Below are 18,393 nucleotides of genomic sequence, written 5' to 3' on the forward strand. Positions count from 1 at the left end.
ACCATCATGAACATTAGCGTTAACCTAGCTGCCAGACTGAGTCTTGCCCTATTGTGGATTTTCACCGCCGCCACCTCTGCGATCTTTGCCCAGGCGTTGAGCTATCAAATTTTAGCCGCAGCCGGCATCGACGGTAGCCTAGCCAGTATCTGCCTATATTCAGGCAGTATCGTGGATCTATTGATCGGCGTCTGGCTACTCTACGGCAGACAACTCCGCCACTGTTATTGGCTTCAGCTCATCATCATCACCCTCTATACCGTGCTGCTGACAGTGATCGATGCCCATTACTGGCTACACCCGTTTGGGCCGCTAACAAAAAACATTCCCCTGTTAGTGATGATTTATTACTTATACCGCCAAGAAAAAGAACTCGAGAAAAACATTTAATGGCTGTCTCAGCAACGACCAGTCGTTCGCTATAATCCACAGCTGGGCCATCCAGCATGACGCCAAAGCGATGATCGATGTCGGCAAAAACGTTGATAAAATTGACGTCAAACAAGCAAAACAAATATCTCATAAGTCGGTTTTCAATTATCGAGAATAACGAACGATTTATAGAATAGTATGAGTATTCAACAAGTCGTCGGGTGGCCAAGCCAATGTTTGATATCAAGAAGCTATTATTGATCTTTTTACTCTCTCCTTTTATTGCTCTGCCCTCGTACGCTGACGACGTGCCATTACCAACAGCCGTTGTCACCGCCCCCAAGATCACCATCACCGGTAAGGACGCACAGCAATATGTCGACAGCAAGACAAAGTCGATAGGGATGAATTATTACCAGTCGATACCACTGAGAATACGCTACGCTTTTTATCAACTAGCCCCGTGGGGGCTTGGCGCCTTCACGGGCGCGGATCTCAGCGTCAAACCCGATGCCAACGATAAGCAGGCATTGCGAGAATTCGCGAAAAAGTCAGAAGCGCAATACGTTATCTTTTTTCCTCAGGTTGTTATTTTCAGCGACCACGGCCAGCTACAGACAAAGCTCAAGGTAAACATATACGACGCACTAAGAAACCAGCTGTTCTTCGACGAGGTATTCGCTGGCAGTGCCGTTGACAAGGCATCGAGCGATCAGTGCGACAAAACAAGCGAAAAAGACGAACGCGCTTACTGCCCTGACAACGGCGCGTTGAATCGGGCGATACCGGCCATTATGCAAGCGATTCGAGATCACGCGATTAACAATGTTGCATGGAACGAGGCGCTAAAAGAAAAGCGTTTTGCCATCCTCAACGAGGTGTATAAGACAGCAAAGCCAGATCCAATAATTCTTGAGACCATCAAGCAGAAGCAACGGAACATCGATGAAAAATCCTTCTATCATGGCTTCATCAGCAAAGATAAGAGGCAGTTTATTGCCTTCTTTACCGGCACCAGACCTAAAGACAGAAAAAAAGGTCAGCGGACATGGACCGTCGGCTATATCATCCTGGGCAGCAAGGGCGACACCGGCTGGACACTACAAACCAGAAATGAAGTCCCCCTCAATGGCTGTATCGATCAGCATGGCCACTATCAATCCTGTAACAGCCTCGGCAGTGCGTCGTTGGAGGGAAAGCGGAAATACTATTTTCTCAATCTAGAAAAATGGGGCTACTTTAAACTCGGCTCAACGGAGAGAGACCCTGATTTCTTAATGCCTGCCAGCAAATCATAATCCTCGTGCGCGCGCCGCTGTGATAAACGTCGCTATAATGAGCGCTAACACGCTCACCTTAATGAAGGCGAATTAAACCCTCGCCGCACAGGAGTTAGTCGACACCATGCCTGGCCACAACTTAAACCTACTGCGGACACTGCAGGTGCTGCTCGTTGAGTGCCATGTCAGCAAGGCCGCAGCACAGCTGCACCTCACCCAGTCGGCGGTGAGCCGCCAACTCGCACAATTGCGCGAGCTGTTCGATGATGCACTGCTGGTACGCCAGGGCAACCAGCTATACCCGACGCCCCGCGCGCTGCAGCTGCAGGAGCAACTCAGCGAGCTGATGACGCAATGCGAGCAACTGTTTGCCCCGCTGCAATTTGCGCCCTCGAGCTGGCAGGGGCAGGTCGTCTTATCCTCCTCCGATTATGTTGCACACTACATCCTGCCGGATATTATCCGCCACCTCTCGCAGCAAGCGCCCCATGTCGATGTAGTCTTCAAGCTGTGGTCGCCCGACTTTCTCACTGGCCTCGGCGACTCGGATATCGACCTGCTGTCGACCACCGCCCCCGCCATCCACGACGGCTTGTGTGGTGCCAGAATCGGCTCGGATAAACCGGTTTGTGTCATGCGCCAAGGCCACCCACTGGCCACAGCCGACAAGCTAACACTCGAGCAGTTTCTCGCCTTTGGCCATGTCACCGTCAGCGGTGGTGGCGATAAGGACGGGTTTGTCGCCGAGCACTTGGCCCAGCAGGGCCAACAGCGGCGTATCCAATGCACCGTGCCATTCTTCACCTCGGCACTCAACACCGTCTGCCAGACCGACCTGCTGCTGGTCATCCCGCGCCACATTGCGGTCAATATGCGACAGTATTTCGCCATTCACTGCACCGACCTGCCGCTCCCTACGCCGCGACAACAGTACTGGCTGCAGTGGCACCCTCGCCACCAGGACGACCCGGCCCACCACTGGTTGCGCGAACGGGTGATGACGATCATGCGCGACTCGATGTATTCGGTGAGCGACACCGGTGATGATTAAAAATCATAGCTATCATTAATTAATATGATTTCAACAAATACCATGGACTTGCTACCGTAGCCTGATCAATCGGGAGATGCTGCTATGGCCTTGAGTATTTGGCTTTCTTTGTTAATGATTTCGCTGCTCGGTGCGATGTCGCCCGGCCCTAGCTTGGCGATGGTGGCCAAGCACAGCTTAACCGGCGGACGCTGGCACGGCATCGCCACCGCCTGGGCTCATGCCTGCGGCGTCGGCCTCTATGCGCTACTGGTGATCTTGGGCTTGGCGACGCTGCTACACCAGTCCCCCACACTGTTCAAGCTGATCAGCTATGCCGGTGCTGCCTACCTCGCCTATCTAGGCATGAACGCCCTACGTTCAAAGGGCGGTATCGCGGATAAACTGGCGACGGGACAGGCCGCCTCGCTGGCAGAGGCTGCCCGTGACGGCATCATGATCTCACTGTTGAACCCCAAGCTAGGCCTCTATTTCATCGCCCTGTTCAGTCAGTTTGTCGCCGCCGGCAGCGACCTATCCAGCCGTGCAATGGTCGTCGCCACACCGTTCATGGTCGACGGCCTATGGTACACCCTCGTGGCCTGTCTACTCTCACAAGCAGGCGTCTTACAGCGGTTGCGACAGCAGGCACAGTGGATCGACCGGCTCTCCGGGGTGGTGCTGATCCTGTTGGCCTGCCGCGTGATCTGGAGTAGCTGAGCCACATCGTCACGCCTCCTGAGTCGACAAAAACGCGGAGAGATCATTAAAGCCGCGTAAAATTAGTGTTAACTTACAGCGCACGAAAAATGATCAAACCGCGCGCGAGGCCAAAACAAAACCTGGCCGTTAGACGAGTAAGAGACAAGGGAACAGCGATGAAGACAAGCAAGATTATCATTATCAGCCTACTGATGAGCCTTAACCTATGGGCACACAACGCGCTGGCAGCGTCTTCTGTATGGAAGGTCAGCAAGGGGCAGGAGTACTTTTATGTTGGCGGTACCGTCCACCTGCTCACAGCTGCCGACCACCCGCTGCCCAAGGAGTTCTACCGCGCGTATCGGGATACCGATAAGCTGGTGATGGAAACCGACATCGCCGCCACCCAACAGCTCGCCTTCCAAGCGCAGCTGATGATGGCCATGAGCTACACCGATGAGCGCGTGCTTGCCAGCGAGCTGAGCCCTGAGGTCTATGCTCGACTGACCGACTTCATGGCAGCGCGCAAACTTCCCCTCGCCGGCTTCGCCAAGTTTCGTCCCTGGGGGCTATCGCTGGCCATCACCATGCTGGAATATCAGCGCCTGGGCATGGTGCCTAACCAGGGCGTCGACTTCTCTTTCAGTAGCCTGGCGCGAGCCGACCATAAGACCATGACCAGCTTAGAGACACCGCAGCAACAGCTGCAGGCCCTTTCCTCGATGGACAAAATCGATCCCAACACAATGATCGACTACACGCTTCGCGACCTGAAAAGCTTGCCTGAGTTTATTCAGCAGATGAAGAGCAGCTGGCGCAGCGGCGACCTCGAAGCGCTGGCCAGCAACCACGTTGTCACGCAGATGAAAAACGAGTTTCCGGAGATCTATCGCGCACTGATCACCGAGCGCAACAATGCCTGGATGCGACAAATTCCCACACTGCTCAGTGATGGTAAAAGACCCTTAATCTTAGTCGGCGCGCTGCACCTAGTCGGTCAAGAAGGGCTACTGAAGCAACTGCAGGCCCAAGGCTTCCAGGTAGAGCAGCTTTAACGTACCATCAAAAAAGAAATATCTATAATTTTAAAAATTACGAGTATAAAAACATATGAGTACATCCCTGCAAGCGATGAGCGAAGAGGACTACTCTCGCTACTTTCAGTCGGCGATTAGTAGCTATGCCAAAGCGAACGTGGACTCGGGCCGCTGGCCTGAGGCCGAGGCCTTGCAGCGCGCCAAGGAGGCACACGACAAGCTGCTGCCCGCAGGGCTAGCCACCGAGGACAACTACTTTTTTCACCTCGTTAGCGCTGAACAGCAACAGCCCGTCGGCCACATCTGGGTGAAGCTAGAGAACAACGTTAACTCAACCTCCGCCTTTATCTATGATATCGAAATCAACCCAAGCTATCGTCGTAGGGGTTACGCCAAATCGGCACTGGCCAATATTGAAAAATTCGTCACCGAGCTGGGTGCCAGCAGCCTCGGCCTACATGTCTTCAACCACAATGCGGCCGCCGTGGCACTGTATCATAGCGTCGGTTACCAGACCGTCAGTCACAATATGCAGAAAAATTTAACGCAGTAACGGCGTCGAAACTGGGCCACCTTAATAGGCGGGGGAGACCCATGTCACCTGTCCCGACCATGAGCTTGGCGATGACAAGACTCCGCGGTTAATTTTATAATCTGCGGTGAGACGCACACAAGAGCATCGCCAAAACGGGCAGAATACGCCGGCAACCAGTAACGCCAGCGCGATAGATAGCCGTTTAACTGAGTCGCACACGCCTAGGCAGCTTTTATCTGGGCGATGATACAGTCAAGCGACTAATTATTAAGGGTTTCATTATGTACGTTCGTGCTTTGCTGATACTTTCGCTAACAGCCTTTAGCGGCTGCGCCACCATCGGCAAGATAGAGAAACCGATCACACAGCCCGCGCAGTCAAGCCAGCCGACTCAGCCAACACAGTTAACAGCCCACGCAGACAACGAGTCATTAAGAAGAAGCTTTGTCGGTGAGTGGGTGGCCAAGCACGCCAACAACCAGGGCGGCTTCCGACAGGTCACCGTCGAGAGAGTCAGTGACGGCCGCTATGTGCTAACACTCGAAGACTATGACGCCAATAAACGCCTACTGAAAACACGCCAGCAATTTGGTTTCTGGGGCGTCTCCGGGGGCATTTATTTCACGCTGAATAGGGCAAAGAACCAGCACGGCAGCCTCACCGAAGCCAACCCCAGCGACGCCGATAACGACAATGCTTACCAAATTTTAACGGCGACATTCAATCAATTAGTGTATCGAAGCTTATCTTCTGAGAAGCTATACACCTTCCAACGAAAACAACAATAACCATAACAACAATAACAATAACAATAACAACAACAAAACAAGCACAAAAAAAACCAAACTGTCGTAAATAGATAAAAATAACAGAGGTACCGGTATTGTGAGTAAGTTTAAAAAAATTGTTGTACGCCAATATGTTGATGGCGATTTTGACCGTGTCAGCGAGATTCATGATCTCGCACGCCCGATCGAACTACAGGGCTCCTGTGATGCCCAGGCCTTTATCACCCTCGCCGATGACCGTGACGGGCTCAGTGATTTTCAGCAATCGCAGAAGCTGGTCGCTGTCGCCGATGACGTTGTCATGGGCTTCGTCGGCATCAGCGGTGCCGAGGTTAGCTGGCTGTATGTAGACCCGACAGCCTTCGGCAGTAGAATCGGCGCCAAACTACTGCTCAACGCCTTCGCCGCGATGGATCATATTCCCATTGCCTACGTCTTGGCCGGCAATGTAACGGCACGCAAATTTTACCACCACTTCGGCTTCCAAGAAGTTACCCAGTTCGACAGCGACAACAACGGCTACCCCTGTCGTGTAATTAAGCTGCAGATGGAGTGCAAGAACGTCTACCCAACGGCGCCGGCCGGACTCAACTCTCAGCGCTACAGAGCGGCTGTTAAGGCGGAGAGAAAAAACGCTCGGGACTGGTCCCGCAGCGTCGGCATCTCTGCCTGAGGCTGTACCAGCGATAGTGGAGCCCACACTAGGGAGGCAGCGGCCTCCTTGCCAAGGTTTTTATTACCGTCAGAGTGCTTGCCAATTAACGACCGGAGTCGCCACCATATTGCGCGGCATACTTTGACCGTTAGGTCTGATCGCTTGCGGGCTTTAAAGCCTCCCTCGCAGCGTCCCGCGCCTGCTCGGTCACCTCTCGCGCAATCAACTTCCGCATTCGTAATAACCAGCCCTGCACCTTCTCATCATCGACGGTGCACTTTTTACAGTCGAGCCTATCGGCGGAAATAAGCTGGATCGTCAGCGATGATCCTGCATCGGTAATCGCCGTGTTTATTGCATAGCCCTTGTAGTTCAGCGTAACCGAGTAAAGACCAGACTTTTGCTCGCTGATCTGCCAACCATTCTTCGTCACCCTCGTCACCAGAGAGCTTACATCGTCAACAAAACCCGCATACTGTATCGGTTTAGCATAGGCGTTCTGCTCGTAAGCGAAGACCTGGAGACTATAGGCAGATAGAAAAAAGATGAAAATAAAGCGTGCCATTATTTACTCCCTAAGTGCTTTTTTACTTGACGGTCGATACTTCTCCGCAGGTTTTTGACGTAATTATAATAGTCTCTGCCACTTCGATAACAAATATCTTCAACGTTATTCTTACAGGCCATATCCCCCCAACCAGAGTGATATTTTAATTGAATAAGTGATTGGTTGAACTCTATTCGCATCACGCTGGTGTCTCCCCGGTAATCAAAACGGGCGAGAATGTAACCGTCCCCCTCTCCCTCGTAGAGCCAGGCATAACCTTTGGTCGTCAACATACCTTCGAGAATGGCCAGCCTTATCTCTGCCGGAGTCAGCCCTTGCACTGGAATCTCACCATGCACATTATAAATATACTTATCTAACGATTTAGGCTTGTTATCACTATCCACTACTAACTTCTTAGGCTCCGCAGCGACTGATGTCGCCACCAACAACGCCAACAGCACTGCCACTTTTCTTATCATTAACTACCACCTGACTAGCCATTATTTTTTTATATGGCGCATGATGACGAAATTTTCTCGCAAAGTATATTATTAGATTTAAAACATAACGGGTATTCTTAGCTTGCAAGACAAACGGTTTCTATCGAATATAAGGCAAGAAAAAATAATCACCAAAGACTCTCAGCCTATGAATATTACTCTAATTATCAACATCATCGCCCTAACGCTATTCTTGATCGGCACTGGCAATGCGATAAAAGTCTTTCTACGTAGGCGCTGGCCGTCGACCGAGGCTAAGATTCTTATTAGTCGCATCAGTCCACTACCACTGGATCAATTTATGGCCTCGAACCCGCGCTTCAACGATGAGGGTGAACTAGAGAGGGCCGTAAGTAATAAGTTATTCACCTTCAAGTCTGGCTATCTGCCTCACCTACTCTATCGCTATCAGGTCGACCAACAGGTGTTATTCAGCCGCAGAATGTATTCCGCACCGCTCTACTTATTCAACGTCTCGCTGCTGCGTTTCTATACCGAAGGCGCCAGCTACCCCGTGCACTACCACCCCAATAAACCACAACAATGTTTCCTTCGGCAATCGAGCTACCTACCCTCGCTGCTAGTCATCACACTCGCGATCGGCGTGCTGTTGCATCAGCCCCTGTTGGCGCTGCTGCCCGGTTAAACTCCGGCTATTGAGCGGCGTCGCCCAATCTTTGCTACACTCGCCCCCGCACTCCCTGCACGATCCTCCTCAAATGGGCGACCTATGAACAAACTCCTTGCCATACTGCTACTGTCTAGCTTACTCAGTGCCTGCGCCTCCGGGCCCGGTCGTCCGATCGACAGCAACGACGGCTTTATCGATGACTTCAGCCGCCTCGAGCAGTTCCAGGGCAAAGAGAACGTGCTCTACTGGCTCAATCCACAGCTGCAGCAGAAACAATACCGCCACATCATCCTCAACCCAGTGATCAACTTGGTCGACAACGCCAAGCACCCAGCACTGGTCAATGATTCCGCCCAATATATCACCGAGCAACTGTGGCGCGAGTTCAAGCAGCAGGGGCTACTCAGTAACAGCCATGCGGACGACACCATCACCCTGTCGATGGCGATCACCCACATCGGCTTAGTACAGAAGGGCTTTTCCGCCTGGGACATCCTCCCCGCCCGATTGTTAATCGACGCCACCAAGAACGCCACCGGCCTCGCCGATGCCGAGCTGGTAGTGATCATCGAAATCAGGGTCACCGATAGCGAAAGCAAACAGGCCGTCGCCGAGGTGGTGATGAACCTGCGGGGCGACAAGACCCATTCCAGCTCCTCGACCGTCACCCTCGAGACCCTCAAGCCAGAGCTCGACCTGTGGATTAAAGAGATCGCCAACAACTTCGAGCAGCCACTACTGCGCCACCAAGCGGCGGCTAAGCCCTAGCGCAACGCTCCCTTATCACGTGCTGATTTAAGCGTAGGCCAAGCTGTGTTAAACTACTGCCGTCTCCGGCGACGGCTGGAGGCAGGGAGTGCAGAGAACAATGGTTTTTCAGTGACCATAATCTGGCTTGTCACGGGTTGTGCCGACTAGACTTGCGGTGACGTTAAGTTTAGACATCGCCGACATGGCGGGGCAAGGTTTGACGGGATTGGAACTGACCCGTCAATGTAGGTATTCCAAAGTCCTACCTCCCACCTTTTTACTGCAGTTGCTTCACGGCGCTATTCTCACTACACAGCTCTCACTACACAGCCCTCACTACACAATCTTCCCACACCATCTTCACTGCATAATTCCCTGCTGAAAAACCTTTGCTGCACAGTTTTTACCGCTACCATTCCATAACACCCTAAGCGCTATTGCACCGCAACTCGCTACGACCAAAAAAATAAAAACACGAAAAGATAAAATAAAAAACGACAATAATGCCTACTCGTTCATCGCCGAATAGTCAGTTCACAACCCGCTAATCAACACTAGCCAGCAATTGACTAGCGTTAACTCCCCTGTCACAAGCAGCCGCCACACTTGCCGCCACTCAAATGAGTGCAGATGGCATAAATAGACGGAGTGACAATAATGAAACAGCCTTTATTCGCAACAACGATTTTACTGTTAGCAATCAATGAAGCCACCGCGGGCACAGTCAGCAGCGCCGGTGACGATCTCATCATTAACACCAAGGGCAATCTCTCGGTTAAAACTGCCGACAACAGCAAGTCTTTCGCCATCGGCGGACGCTTGCAGTGGGATTACGACGCCACCGAATCGAAAGACAACGAGAAAAAAACCGACGATTTCGATGTTCGCCGCGCGCGCATCTACGTCAAAGGGCATGTCAACGACTGGGGCTATAAAGCCCAGTTCAACGTCGCCGAGAGCGATGGCGCCAAGGGCGGCAGCGCCGAAGACCTGTACATCAACTACAGCGGTTTCGGCTCGGCTGCCAACATTAAAGTCGGTAAGCAGAGCGAGCCCTTTGGTCTGGAATCAACCACCAGCTCTAAAGACATCTCGGCGCTAGAGCGCAGCGCGCTAACCGAGTTCTATGCCCCCAGCCGCGCCGCCGGTGTACAGCTACACGGCAAGGGCAGCAACTGGACCTACGGCGTCGGCCTGTTTGAGTCCGATGGCGATGGCAGCAACGACGTCGAGCACACCGCACTGACCGGCCGCGTCACCTTCGCTGCCCTGCACACCGAGCAGGCCCTGCTGCATGTTGGTGCCAGCTTCAGCAGCCGTGATGCCGAGGAGTCCGCCGACGAGGTTGATAGCTATGGCCTTGAGTTCGGCGCTGCTTTCGGACCGCTGCACCTGCAGAGCGAGTACTTTGCCAGCGAGATCGGCTCGCAAGACTACGATGGCTACTATCTACAGGCAGGCTGGATCATCACCGGTGAGTCTCGCCCCTACAAAAACGGCGTATTTAGCCGTGTAAAGCCGAAGGGCCCCCTCGGTGCCTGGGAGTTGGTCGCACGTTATGAAGACGGCGACGGCAAGTACTCGGATATCGGTCTCGAGAGCGAACAGCGCTACAACGGCAAGCAGTACACCGTCGGCCTGAATTACTACGCCACCAAGAATACTCGACTCGGTCTCAGCTACATGGATGGCGAGGCCGATAACGCCGAAAGCGGCGGCACACGCTTCGCGGGTAACGAGTTACGTGGCCGCTTCCAGTTCGCCTTTTAATAGCTAGCGGCGACGAAATTAGCTTAAGCCTAAGTTAATTTATCGCCGGGCGAGCCCTGCTTCATTGTTGTGTCATGTTGGTGACGTAATCTGCAACCATCAACCTGACGCAAGCCAGGGAACAAACATAACAACTGTGGAATCTACAATGAAGCTTATAAAATCGATTGCCGGCGGCCTGTTGGTCGCCACTCTTACCCTCGGCGCACAACTGTCAGTCGCCGCCGAAACGCTAAAGATAGCCTTAATTCCCGCCGAAGACTCACGCGCCATGATCAAAGCCTCTGAAGCCTTGATGAATGAGTTAGAGAAAAAACTCGGCATTGAAGTCGAGGCTTTTGTCGCTACCGATTATAACGGTGTCATCGAGGCGCTACGTGCCAAACATGTCGATGTTGCCTATCTCGGCCCCTTCTCCTACGTCAAAGCGGTAGACATTGCCAATGTTGAAGCGTTTGCCGTTGCCGAAACAAAAAAGAAAGGCAGCGTGGCCTACCACAGCCAGATCATCGCGCAGAAAGATTCAGCGATCAATTCTCTCGATGACTTAAAAGGGCACAGCTTCGCCTTTGTCAGCCCCACCTCAACCTCCGGTTACGTATTCCCGATGGTCGGACTGAAAGAACACGGCATTGAACCGACCAGAGACTTTGCCAACGTCGTCTATACCGGCGCCCACGACGCCAATATTTTGGCGCTGAAAAACCACCGTGTCGATGCGGTCACCGTCGCCGACCGAATCCTCGATGCCGCGCTAGAAAAAGGCCTTATTAGCAAGGACGACTACAAAGTGATCTGGCGTTCTGACGCTATCCCCGAGTCACCGATGGCCTGGCGCAAAGATCTACCCGCCCCTCTAAAAGCAAAAATAAAAGCCGCCTTCCTCAGCATGGAAAACGTTAAATTCGGCGACCAAGGTGCCATCAATCGCTACATTGAAACCAACGATAAAGCCTATGACGTGGTACGCAACGCTGGCAAGATCGCCCGTAAATAATCGCTGCTATTGCTAAAAAAATATAGGTAAAAAAGATGATTGAAGTTAAAAATCTATGCAAGAGTTACCACGCGGAGCAACCGGTTTTACGCGACATTAGCTTTAAGGTCGAGGCCGGTGAATTTGTCGTGGTATTGGGCCCTTCTGGTGCCGGCAAGTCCACCTTGCTACGCTGTATCAATCACCTCACCCTGCCCTCTGGCGGCGCGATTTTGATCAACGGGGAAGACTGCAGCGGCAAAAACCGCCGGGCGCAAAGGCAGCTGAGGCAGCGTGTCGCTATGGTGTTCCAACACCACAACTTGATCGAGCGTTTAAGCGTGATTAAAAATGTGCTGACCGGACGCATGGCCAGAGTGCCATTCTGGGCCTGCCTGCTACAGCTTTTCCCCAGCGCCGACGTCGAGGCCTGCCGCTTGGCAATTAAACAGGTGGGGCTGGAGGAGAAGACGCTGGCGCGCGCCGACAGCTTAAGCGGTGGTCAAAAACAGCGGGTAGGTATCGCCCGAGCCCTCGCCCAAGAGCCGGAGCTGATTCTCGCCGACGAACCGGTCGCCAGCCTCGACCCTAAATCCTCACGGGAAACCCTCTCCTACTTGCGAGAGGTGAGCCAAAAGCGCAACATCGCCGTGCTCTGTAACCTGCACCAGATCGACTACGCGATGGAGTACGCGACCCGTATCATCGGCCTCTCCGACGGCAAGCTGGTGTTTGACGACCTGCCACAGAACTTGACGCCCGAGGTGATCGAAGCCATTTATCCAGGGCTGCGCGATGACAACGTCTCAAAATTGGTACTGAGAATGTCGAAAGCTATCAACAATAAAAACGAAGCCGAAGCTGAAAATTCAGCTCGCAGTGGAGGTCTGTATGCGTAAATATCAATTAATCCTCTCGCCACCTAACGGCCCCCTCGGTTGGTGGGTAATGCTTCCGGCTCTCGCCAGCTGCATCGCACTCTACCTGTGGATTGTCGCCGGCACCCAGAGTAGCTGGTCAGCCCTGCTCGACGGCCTGCCCTGGATCGCCGACTTCGTCGGCCGCATGCTGCCACCCAACCTCAACTATATTGCCGACAGACTCTGGCAGCCGGCGATTCAGACAGTGCAAATTGCCCTGTTAGGCACCTTTTTTTCCATCATCATGGCAGTGCCACTGAGTTTCTTGGCGGCGAAAAACCTCTCCCCCAACCCTGCCACCTACCATTTATCGAGACAGGTTTTGAACCTGTCGCGCGGCATCAACGAGATTATTTTAGCGTTGATCTTTGTCGCCGCAGTTGGCCTCGGCCCCTTCGCAGGCGTGTTAGCACTGGCAGTACACGGCGCGGGTATGGTCGGTAAATTCTTCGCCGAGGCGATAGAAGATATCGACCGCGGTGCCGTCGAGGCAATGGAGGCTGCGAGCTGTTCAAAGCCAAAGATCATCCTCTTCGCCATTTTACCGCAGGTGATGCCGATGTGGATTGGCACCATCCTCTACCGCCTCGAGGCCAACATTCGCATCTCGACTATCTTAGGTATGGTCGGTGCCGGCGGCATTGGTTTCGAACTGATGACGACGATGAAGTTGTTTGAATACGAGAACACCGCCGCCTGTGTCTTAGTCATACTCTGCCTAGTGTTTGGTGCTGATATTTTATCCTCTAAGCTAAGAAGCATGATCAAGTAGCGCAACGATAGCCATCGGCGAAAAAACAAAAAACCTCTAAATGTAAGCGTTAAATTCTCAGGTAAATACTATGTGGAGCTACTCTAACCCCGTGTCGATACACGCGGGGGACGGGGCCTTGTCGGCCCTAAAAAAACTGCTTGGCAACAACAGCTACGGCATTGTCACTTATCGATCCGCCTATTTTTCCAGCCTCTGCGATGAGCTCACAGAGATCATCGGCAGACCGCCCCTGCACATCGTCGACGGCGTCGAGGAAAACCCCAGCGTAAATAACCTGCGCCAGCTGTGTGACGAAATCGCCAGCCTCGAACACAAGCCGCAGATGATGATTGCGCTGGGCGGCGGCTCGGCGATCGACAGCTGTAAAGTGCTCTGTGCCGGCGGCGGCGACTTCGACAAGGTGTATAATTTTATTCGCGGCAGCGGCAGCATTGATCAAGCCATCGAGTTTATCTGCATACCGACCACCGCCGGCACCGGCAGCGAAGTCACCTGCTGGGCGACAGTCTGGGACCCCGAAAACGATAAGAAATATTCGCTATCGGATGCCTCTCTGTACCCCGTAGCGGCCATCTTAGAGCCGCGCCTCACCCACACCCTGCCACTGACCGTCACCGTTAGCTCTGGCCTGGACGCCCTTTCGCACGCCATGGAGAGCCTGTGGAATGTGCACAGAAACCCACTCAGCCGTCTCTACGCCGAGGAGGCGATTCGCGAGCTGATCTGCTACCTGCCGAGACTAGCCAACGATATCAACAACCAAGAAGCGCGTGAGAGGGTGCAGCAAGCATCCATGTTAGCCGGGCTGGCCTTTTCTAATACCAAGACCTCTATCGCCCACAGCATCTCCTATGCCGTGACCCTGGAGAAGGGCTTGGCACACGGTCTCGCCTGTAGCTTCACCCTGCCGACGCTGCTACGGGCCAACGTCGATGACCCCTTCATTCGTCTGTCTATCGAGAAAGCCTTTCTGCTGCCCTGTGAAGAAGCGGCAGAACAGTTAGAAAATATGCTGCAGCAACTCGGCATCTCGACCCTACCCTCGAGCTACGGCTATCGCCAAGATGAGTGGCAGGCACTGGTCGACAACGCCATCGCCGGTGAGCGCGGGAAAAATTATTCCGGCGACAGCGCACAACTGAAAAGCCACTTCGATTTTATCTACCAGCAAACTGACAGTGCACAATGCCTTTAAGTTTGAGCAAAACGGTCTCGGTTATCACTGTTGCCACGTTTTATTAACAGCTTCATTAGCTGCTTAATTAACAGCCTAATTAACAGCTTCGATAGCCGTTTAACATACATCGCTACAATAACCTCCCGCCGCAAAAGTCGATCACGATTTTCATGCGGCGAGGCGGCTTATCGCTGAATATAAGCCCTCTTAGCCTCCCTCTATTCATAAAAACTAAACATAAGTTTGTCATCATAGACTGACGTCACTATGTCGACCATGGAGCCAATAATTGTTAAATAAAAAAACAATCTCCCTGCCTCAGATGCGTTCTTTTTGTGCACTGGCAAAGTATCGCAGCTTTAAACTGGCTGCAGAAAAGCTGCTTATTTCACAACCCTCGCTGGTGAACCAGATCGCCACCATTGAGGAAGTGTTTAATACCAAGTTGTTTATTCGTCAGCGAGAAAATAATCGTTTAACCGAGCTTGGGCTGGAGTTATTACCTTCTTTTCAAGGCGCCTTAAACCACCTGAAAGATGCCGAGTATACTCTGCTCGCCCGCAGCAGCATGCAGGCAGGCGAGATCTCTTTAGCGGCGGTCAGCCCCTATCGGGTCTCCTTATTGATCAAGGAATTTAATCAGCTCTACCCCAACATCAAGGTCAAGGTATCCTTCTCCTCATCGGAGCAGGTGCAAAACCTATTGTCGATGGGCGAGGTCGATGCCGCGTTCCTGGTTCAGGAGCAGAGTGTGCCCGGTCAGCAGGCTTTCTTCTTTTACGAATACAGTCTGGTTGCCATGGTACCCAAATCGCATCCGCTGGCGGTCAAGGAGACACTGTCGATCGACGACTTTGACGGTGCCGCCTATCTCAGCCGAGAGGACGGTTCACTCACGCGAAGTCTCTTCGAGACTGCCCTGCGTGACCGCCAGGTAATCCCTAACAGGCTCTATGAGCTCGGTAGTCGAGAATCCATCCGTGAGGCTGTCGCACAGGGTTTGGGGATTTCTGTCGTCGCCAACTACGAACACGTGCCCCACGACAATATCCGTCTGATCGATTTTTCCGATATCGAACTCACCGCCAAGAGCACTTTGGTGGTACCTAACGAACGCGTCTCCACCCCCTTGATTCGCGCCCTCATCAACGTCGTCGATCACTGCCGTCAAAACTGATCACGGCTGCGTTAATAACGGCAGCACTGATAACGACGCACGAATAACTGACAGCACGAGTCACCCCAAAACGAATGACCACGGAACGGATGCCGCCACGGTGAATGGCGGCCGTTAATGGTCGCCGTTAGTTACCGCAGGCAGGATGTTTGTGACCCTCGATGGGGGCATCAATCGCTAAGAAATCGAGAATATGTGCGGCCGCCCCATCCACCTGTTGTAACGGCTGGTCGCTAAGGTCGCCTTGGCAATAGGAAGCGTCTGCCGTCTTACCGTAACGGTTATTGAGAACAATAAACGTGTTTCGCTCCTCTGCACTCTGGCCACCATGCCCCTTACCCAGCCCGCCGTGATCGGAGGTGACGACGATCAACCAGTCTTCATTGGCGTAGTTAGGGCGATTTTTCAGCGCCGTTAATACCTGGCCCATTTGCGCATCTTCACTTTCAATCGCCGTCTGGTAGGTGCTATTTTCCGGATCGTAGCTGCTGGTATGAATATCGGTATTGTGCAGATAGTAGAATATTGCCGTCGGCGCATGCTGCCAGCTCAACCACTGAATGACTTCGTCAGTCGTCTGCTGCGATTTTTTAGTCGCCGTTTTCACCACATAATCCGCCTGTTTCGGCCTTAGGTTAGTGGTTAAGTTGAGCCAATCCGCGGCCACGCCAACTGTTGCGGTAGGGTAGCTTTGCTTAATCAAGTCAAAAACGTGTGGCTTCTGCAGAGTTAAGTTGGTGCTGTTTGAGGTGACGCCGTGCTGATCCGCCCAGTAGCCGGTGAAGACACTGCTCCAGCCTGGCCCACTGTAGGTACTCTGCTTGCCCCCGGCAACGACATTGTCGTGAAAGGCGCCGCCGGCAATCAGGGCATCAAAGTTCGGTGTATCGGCACAGTTGTCACACTGAATGCTATCACCGCGCAAACCATCAAAGCCGATCAGCAAAATATGTTTATTACCGGGAATGGGACTCTCTACCGGTCGTGGTGTGACGCGAGCGTAATGGTCGTAAGGGCTGCCAGGGTAGTCTCGTTTCAGGCCGCCGACGCTCTCTGCGGTTTGATCACTCAAATCACAGACGCCGTCATTTTTATTGTAGTCAAACGACTGACACCAATAGGCCCGCGTCAAGGCTAAGCAGGCCTCGGCACACTCGTCGGGGCTGACATCGATAAGCTGCTCGACATTAAAACCGGCAATGGCTGCGTCTTCCGTCTGCGCAAAATGCTCCAAGCTGTTCAAGCGACGGCTGTAATGATCGTAGCGTGAGCTACTCACCAGGCCGCCAACATCATCGGCACGCTGACTACTGAGGTCACACTCCTGGGTGTCTTTATAGTAATCAAACGACACACACCACGGCCGTGAATCGTCGTCACATTGGTCGGCACAGTCCCCCTCGGTAACATCGTTCAGGTGCTCCATATTAAAGCCTGAGATGGCCGAGTTTTCGCTGCGCTGGAATTTTTTCAGCGCCTCAGAGTCGAGTGAATAATGGTCGTAGGGATTATCGCTATAATCACGCTTTAAGCCGCCCACATCGGCCGCACGCTTATCGCTTAAGTCGCACTGTTGGCTATCCTTATGGTAGTCAAACGACACACACCAAGTTGAACGCAAACCGTCGAGACAGGCATTGGCACAATCGTCGACGCTCACGGACGTTAAGCGTTCATTGTTATACCCGGCGATTGCCGCATCCGCGGTCAGGGTAAAGTTATCCACAGCTGCCGCCAAGGCGGTTGCCGGCAAGACGAGCGCTACCGCCAGTGCGTTAAACACGTTTTTATTCATTCTATTCATCCACAATGATTGGCTAAAGCCACATTGGAACGTTTTTTTATGACACTTTGATCGCACCAGATTTCATTTTTCAAAACGATGGCTTGCCCCATTAGCGAAAAGCTAAGCCAACACGTTACTATTCTGCTAACAAACACTCAGTGCGGCAGATTGGTAGCGCGATGGTTTAATGCTAAAATTCAACCGCTACGCGATGGCCAACATAACCTTACATACAACGCTTATCGCGCCCTCAGGAGAATGCATTGAAATCTATCGAGAGTGTCCTAGCCTTTATCGTCGAAATTGAGAAACTCAAAGCAGTGCAGAGGAAGACAAGGCCAGTCGGTTTACAGCGCTATGAGAACTCTGCCGAACACAGTTGGCATGTCTGCCTCTCGGCGCTGATGCTGAAAGACTACGCCGACCAGCCTGTCGATATCGACCGGGTGATCAGGATGCTACTGATTCACGACCTCGGCGAGATCGACGCTGGCGACACTATCATCTACGCCAGTGAGACCCCCGAGCTAAAAGAAGAAGAGGAGACCGGACTCAAACGTCTGCTCGCCATCTTGCCCGGCGATACCGACCACTACCTGGCACTGTGGCGTGAGTTCGAACTCGGTGAATCGGCCGACGCCAAATTCGCCAAGGCCATCGATCGCGTACCACCGTTACTGCACAACTTGCACGGCGACGGTCACAGCTGGCGAGACCATCAAGTCCCCAAAGAGAAGGTGTTTGACCTCAACAGCCGTATCGGCGACGGCAGCCAGGCACTGTGGGCGGTGCTGAAAAAACAACTCGACGGTGCCGTCGAGGACGGCCTGCTCAAGTAGCGCGCTCGCTCGATCACCGCCCCTATCATCGGCACTGTCACCAGAACGATCACCAGTACTATCACCAGTACTATCACCAGTACTATCACTAGAGCTGTGCCGCACCGATAGCGATGCCAGACAGGGTTTTAAAATAATATAGC

At 52.9% G+C, this 18,393-nt stretch carries 20 protein-coding genes; 17 read left to right on the plus strand and 3 right to left on the minus strand.

What is annotated here, in order from left to right; genetic code table 11:
• The first annotated feature begins 6 nt into the window (after positions 1 to 6).
• From EDC56_RS12285 to EDC56_RS12320, 8 genes are all read left to right on the plus strand, one after another.
• Positions 7 to 390: a DoxX-like family protein gene (locus EDC56_RS12285; protein ID WP_162844176.1), complete on the plus strand. Its 384-nt coding sequence runs from the start codon at positions 7 to 9 to the stop codon at positions 388 to 390.
• A 215-nt stretch (positions 391 to 605) separates the two neighbouring features.
• The gene (locus tag EDC56_RS12290) at positions 606 to 1,670 is read left to right on the plus strand and encodes a hypothetical protein (protein ID WP_123712790.1); all 1,065 of its coding nucleotides are present in this window, start codon (positions 606 to 608) and stop codon (positions 1,668 to 1,670) included.
• Positions 1,671 to 1,776: 106 nt separating this feature from the next.
• Entirely contained in the window at positions 1,777 to 2,703 is a 927-nt protein-coding gene (locus EDC56_RS12295; protein ID WP_123712791.1) for a LysR family transcriptional regulator, read from the plus strand.
• Between the two features lie 84 nt (positions 2,704 to 2,787).
• Complete coding sequence (locus tag EDC56_RS12300; RefSeq protein WP_123712792.1) at positions 2,788 to 3,402, plus strand: LysE family translocator; 615 nt, start codon at positions 2,788 to 2,790, stop codon at positions 3,400 to 3,402.
• 158 nt (positions 3,403 to 3,560) lie between these two features.
• The gene (locus EDC56_RS12305; protein WP_162844177.1) at positions 3,561 to 4,439 is read left to right on the plus strand and encodes a TraB/GumN family protein; all 879 of its coding nucleotides are present in this window, start codon (positions 3,561 to 3,563) and stop codon (positions 4,437 to 4,439) included.
• 55 nt (positions 4,440 to 4,494) lie between these two features.
• Positions 4,495 to 4,974, plus strand: a complete 480-nt coding sequence (locus EDC56_RS12310) for a GNAT family N-acetyltransferase (RefSeq protein ID WP_123712794.1) — start codon at positions 4,495 to 4,497, stop codon at positions 4,972 to 4,974.
• 263 nt (positions 4,975 to 5,237) lie between these two features.
• A complete protein-coding gene (locus EDC56_RS12315; protein ID WP_123712795.1) occupies positions 5,238 to 5,744 on the plus strand; it encodes a hypothetical protein in 507 nt (168 codons plus the stop codon).
• Positions 5,745 to 5,841: 97 nt separating this feature from the next.
• Complete coding sequence (locus EDC56_RS12320) at positions 5,842 to 6,417, plus strand: GNAT family N-acetyltransferase (protein WP_123712796.1); 576 nt, start codon at positions 5,842 to 5,844, stop codon at positions 6,415 to 6,417.
• Between the two features lie 130 nt (positions 6,418 to 6,547).
• Here EDC56_RS12320 and EDC56_RS12325 read toward each other — a convergent pair whose 3' ends face one another.
• Together EDC56_RS12325 and EDC56_RS12330 are read right to left on the minus strand one after the other, a co-directional pair.
• Positions 6,548 to 6,964 carry a hypothetical protein gene (locus tag EDC56_RS12325; RefSeq protein WP_123712797.1) on the minus strand — a complete coding sequence of 139 codons (417 nt, stop codon included), beginning with the start codon at positions 6,962 to 6,964 and terminating at the stop codon, positions 6,548 to 6,550.
• Complete coding sequence (locus tag EDC56_RS12330; protein ID WP_123712798.1) at positions 6,964 to 7,428, minus strand: hypothetical protein; 465 nt, start codon at positions 7,426 to 7,428, stop codon at positions 6,964 to 6,966. The genes EDC56_RS12325 and EDC56_RS12330 overlap by 1 nt, the downstream gene beginning before the upstream one ends.
• A 169-nt stretch (positions 7,429 to 7,597) precedes the next feature.
• On the opposite strand from EDC56_RS12330, the gene EDC56_RS12335 reads away from it, so the two are divergent.
• The 8 genes from EDC56_RS12335 (at position 7,598) to EDC56_RS12370 (ending at position 15,625) form a co-directional block, all read left to right on the plus strand.
• A complete protein-coding gene (locus EDC56_RS12335; RefSeq protein ID WP_123712799.1) occupies positions 7,598 to 8,095 on the plus strand; it encodes a DUF3592 domain-containing protein in 498 nt (165 codons plus the stop codon).
• A gap of 84 nt (positions 8,096 to 8,179) precedes the next feature.
• Positions 8,180 to 8,848 carry a DUF3313 family protein gene (locus EDC56_RS12340; RefSeq protein WP_123712800.1) on the plus strand — a complete coding sequence of 223 codons (669 nt, stop codon included), beginning with the start codon at positions 8,180 to 8,182 and terminating at the stop codon, positions 8,846 to 8,848.
• A gap of 639 nt (positions 8,849 to 9,487) precedes the next feature.
• Positions 9,488 to 10,600 carry an OprO/OprP family phosphate-selective porin gene (locus EDC56_RS12345; RefSeq protein ID WP_123712801.1) on the plus strand — a complete coding sequence of 371 codons (1,113 nt, stop codon included), beginning with the start codon at positions 9,488 to 9,490 and terminating at the stop codon, positions 10,598 to 10,600.
• 148 nt (positions 10,601 to 10,748) lie between these two features.
• Positions 10,749 to 11,597: a phosphonate ABC transporter substrate-binding protein gene (gene phnD, locus EDC56_RS12350; protein ID WP_123712802.1), complete on the plus strand. Its 849-nt coding sequence runs from the start codon at positions 10,749 to 10,751 to the stop codon at positions 11,595 to 11,597.
• 35 nt (positions 11,598 to 11,632) lie between these two features.
• Positions 11,633 to 12,475, plus strand: a complete 843-nt coding sequence (gene phnC, locus EDC56_RS12355) for a phosphonate ABC transporter ATP-binding protein (protein ID WP_123712803.1) — start codon at positions 11,633 to 11,635, stop codon at positions 12,473 to 12,475.
• A complete protein-coding gene (phnE, locus tag EDC56_RS12360) occupies positions 12,468 to 13,268 on the plus strand; it encodes a phosphonate ABC transporter, permease protein PhnE (protein ID WP_123712913.1) in 801 nt (266 codons plus the stop codon). Before phnC ends, phnE begins: the two co-directional genes overlap by 8 nt.
• A gap of 70 nt (positions 13,269 to 13,338) precedes the next feature.
• On the plus strand, positions 13,339 to 14,466 hold the full coding sequence (locus tag EDC56_RS12365; RefSeq protein WP_123712804.1) for a phosphonoacetaldehyde reductase: 1,128 nt from the start codon (positions 13,339 to 13,341) through the stop codon (positions 14,464 to 14,466).
• Between the two features lie 271 nt (positions 14,467 to 14,737).
• The gene (locus tag EDC56_RS12370) at positions 14,738 to 15,625 is read left to right on the plus strand and encodes a LysR family transcriptional regulator (protein WP_148059404.1); all 888 of its coding nucleotides are present in this window, start codon (positions 14,738 to 14,740) and stop codon (positions 15,623 to 15,625) included.
• Between the two features lie 127 nt (positions 15,626 to 15,752).
• Here the strand turns inward: EDC56_RS12370 and EDC56_RS12375 are convergent, their stop codons facing one another.
• A complete protein-coding gene (locus EDC56_RS12375; protein WP_162844178.1) occupies positions 15,753 to 17,420 on the minus strand; it encodes a PAN domain-containing protein in 1,668 nt (555 codons plus the stop codon).
• Positions 17,421 to 17,674: 254 nt separating this feature from the next.
• Here EDC56_RS12375 and EDC56_RS12380 point away from each other — a divergent pair, with 254 nt between their 5' ends.
• Positions 17,675 to 18,250 (plus strand): HD domain-containing protein, encoded by a 576-nt coding sequence (locus tag EDC56_RS12380; protein ID WP_123712807.1) that lies wholly within the window; start codon positions 17,675 to 17,677, stop codon positions 18,248 to 18,250.
• Positions 18,251 to 18,393: the final 143 nt, after the last annotated feature.

The sequence above is a fragment of the Sinobacterium caligoides genome, from assembly GCF_003752585.1.
Lineage (GTDB): Bacteria > Pseudomonadota > Gammaproteobacteria > Pseudomonadales > Sinobacteriaceae > Sinobacterium > Sinobacterium caligoides.

What these genes read in the sequence shown, in the direction of transcription:
- EDC56_RS12330 (WP_123712798.1), bottom strand. Translation starts at nt 7,428, where the DNA reads ATGATAAGAAAAGTGGCAGTGCTGTTGGCGTTGTTGGTGGCGACATCA.
- EDC56_RS12365 (WP_123712804.1), top strand. Translation starts at nt 13,339, where the DNA reads ATGTGGAGCTACTCTAACCCCGTGTCGATACACGCGGGGGACGGGGCC.
- EDC56_RS12345 (WP_123712801.1), top strand. Translation starts at nt 9,488, where the DNA reads ATGAAACAGCCTTTATTCGCAACAACGATTTTACTGTTAGCAATCAAT.
- EDC56_RS12310 (WP_123712794.1), top strand. Translation starts at nt 4,495, where the DNA reads ATGAGTACATCCCTGCAAGCGATGAGCGAAGAGGACTACTCTCGCTAC.
- phnD (WP_123712802.1), top strand. Translation starts at nt 10,749, where the DNA reads ATGAAGCTTATAAAATCGATTGCCGGCGGCCTGTTGGTCGCCACTCTT.
- EDC56_RS12325 (WP_123712797.1), bottom strand. Translation starts at nt 6,964, where the DNA reads ATGGCACGCTTTATTTTCATCTTTTTTCTATCTGCCTATAGTCTCCAG.
- phnE (WP_123712913.1), top strand. Translation starts at nt 12,468, where the DNA reads ATGCGTAAATATCAATTAATCCTCTCGCCACCTAACGGCCCCCTCGGT.
- EDC56_RS12290 (WP_123712790.1), top strand. Translation starts at nt 606, where the DNA reads ATGTTTGATATCAAGAAGCTATTATTGATCTTTTTACTCTCTCCTTTT.
- EDC56_RS12295 (WP_123712791.1), top strand. Translation starts at nt 1,777, where the DNA reads ATGCCTGGCCACAACTTAAACCTACTGCGGACACTGCAGGTGCTGCTC.
- EDC56_RS12305 (WP_162844177.1), top strand. Translation starts at nt 3,561, where the DNA reads ATGAAGACAAGCAAGATTATCATTATCAGCCTACTGATGAGCCTTAAC.
- EDC56_RS12300 (WP_123712792.1), top strand. Translation starts at nt 2,788, where the DNA reads ATGGCCTTGAGTATTTGGCTTTCTTTGTTAATGATTTCGCTGCTCGGT.
- phnC (WP_123712803.1), top strand. Translation starts at nt 11,633, where the DNA reads ATGATTGAAGTTAAAAATCTATGCAAGAGTTACCACGCGGAGCAACCG.
- EDC56_RS12375 (WP_162844178.1), bottom strand. Translation starts at nt 17,420, where the DNA reads ATGAATAAAAACGTGTTTAACGCACTGGCGGTAGCGCTCGTCTTGCCG.
- EDC56_RS12340 (WP_123712800.1), top strand. Translation starts at nt 8,180, where the DNA reads ATGAACAAACTCCTTGCCATACTGCTACTGTCTAGCTTACTCAGTGCC.
- EDC56_RS12335 (WP_123712799.1), top strand. Translation starts at nt 7,598, where the DNA reads ATGAATATTACTCTAATTATCAACATCATCGCCCTAACGCTATTCTTG.
- EDC56_RS12285 (WP_162844176.1), top strand. Translation starts at nt 7, where the DNA reads ATGAACATTAGCGTTAACCTAGCTGCCAGACTGAGTCTTGCCCTATTG.
- EDC56_RS12315 (WP_123712795.1), top strand. Translation starts at nt 5,238, where the DNA reads ATGTACGTTCGTGCTTTGCTGATACTTTCGCTAACAGCCTTTAGCGGC.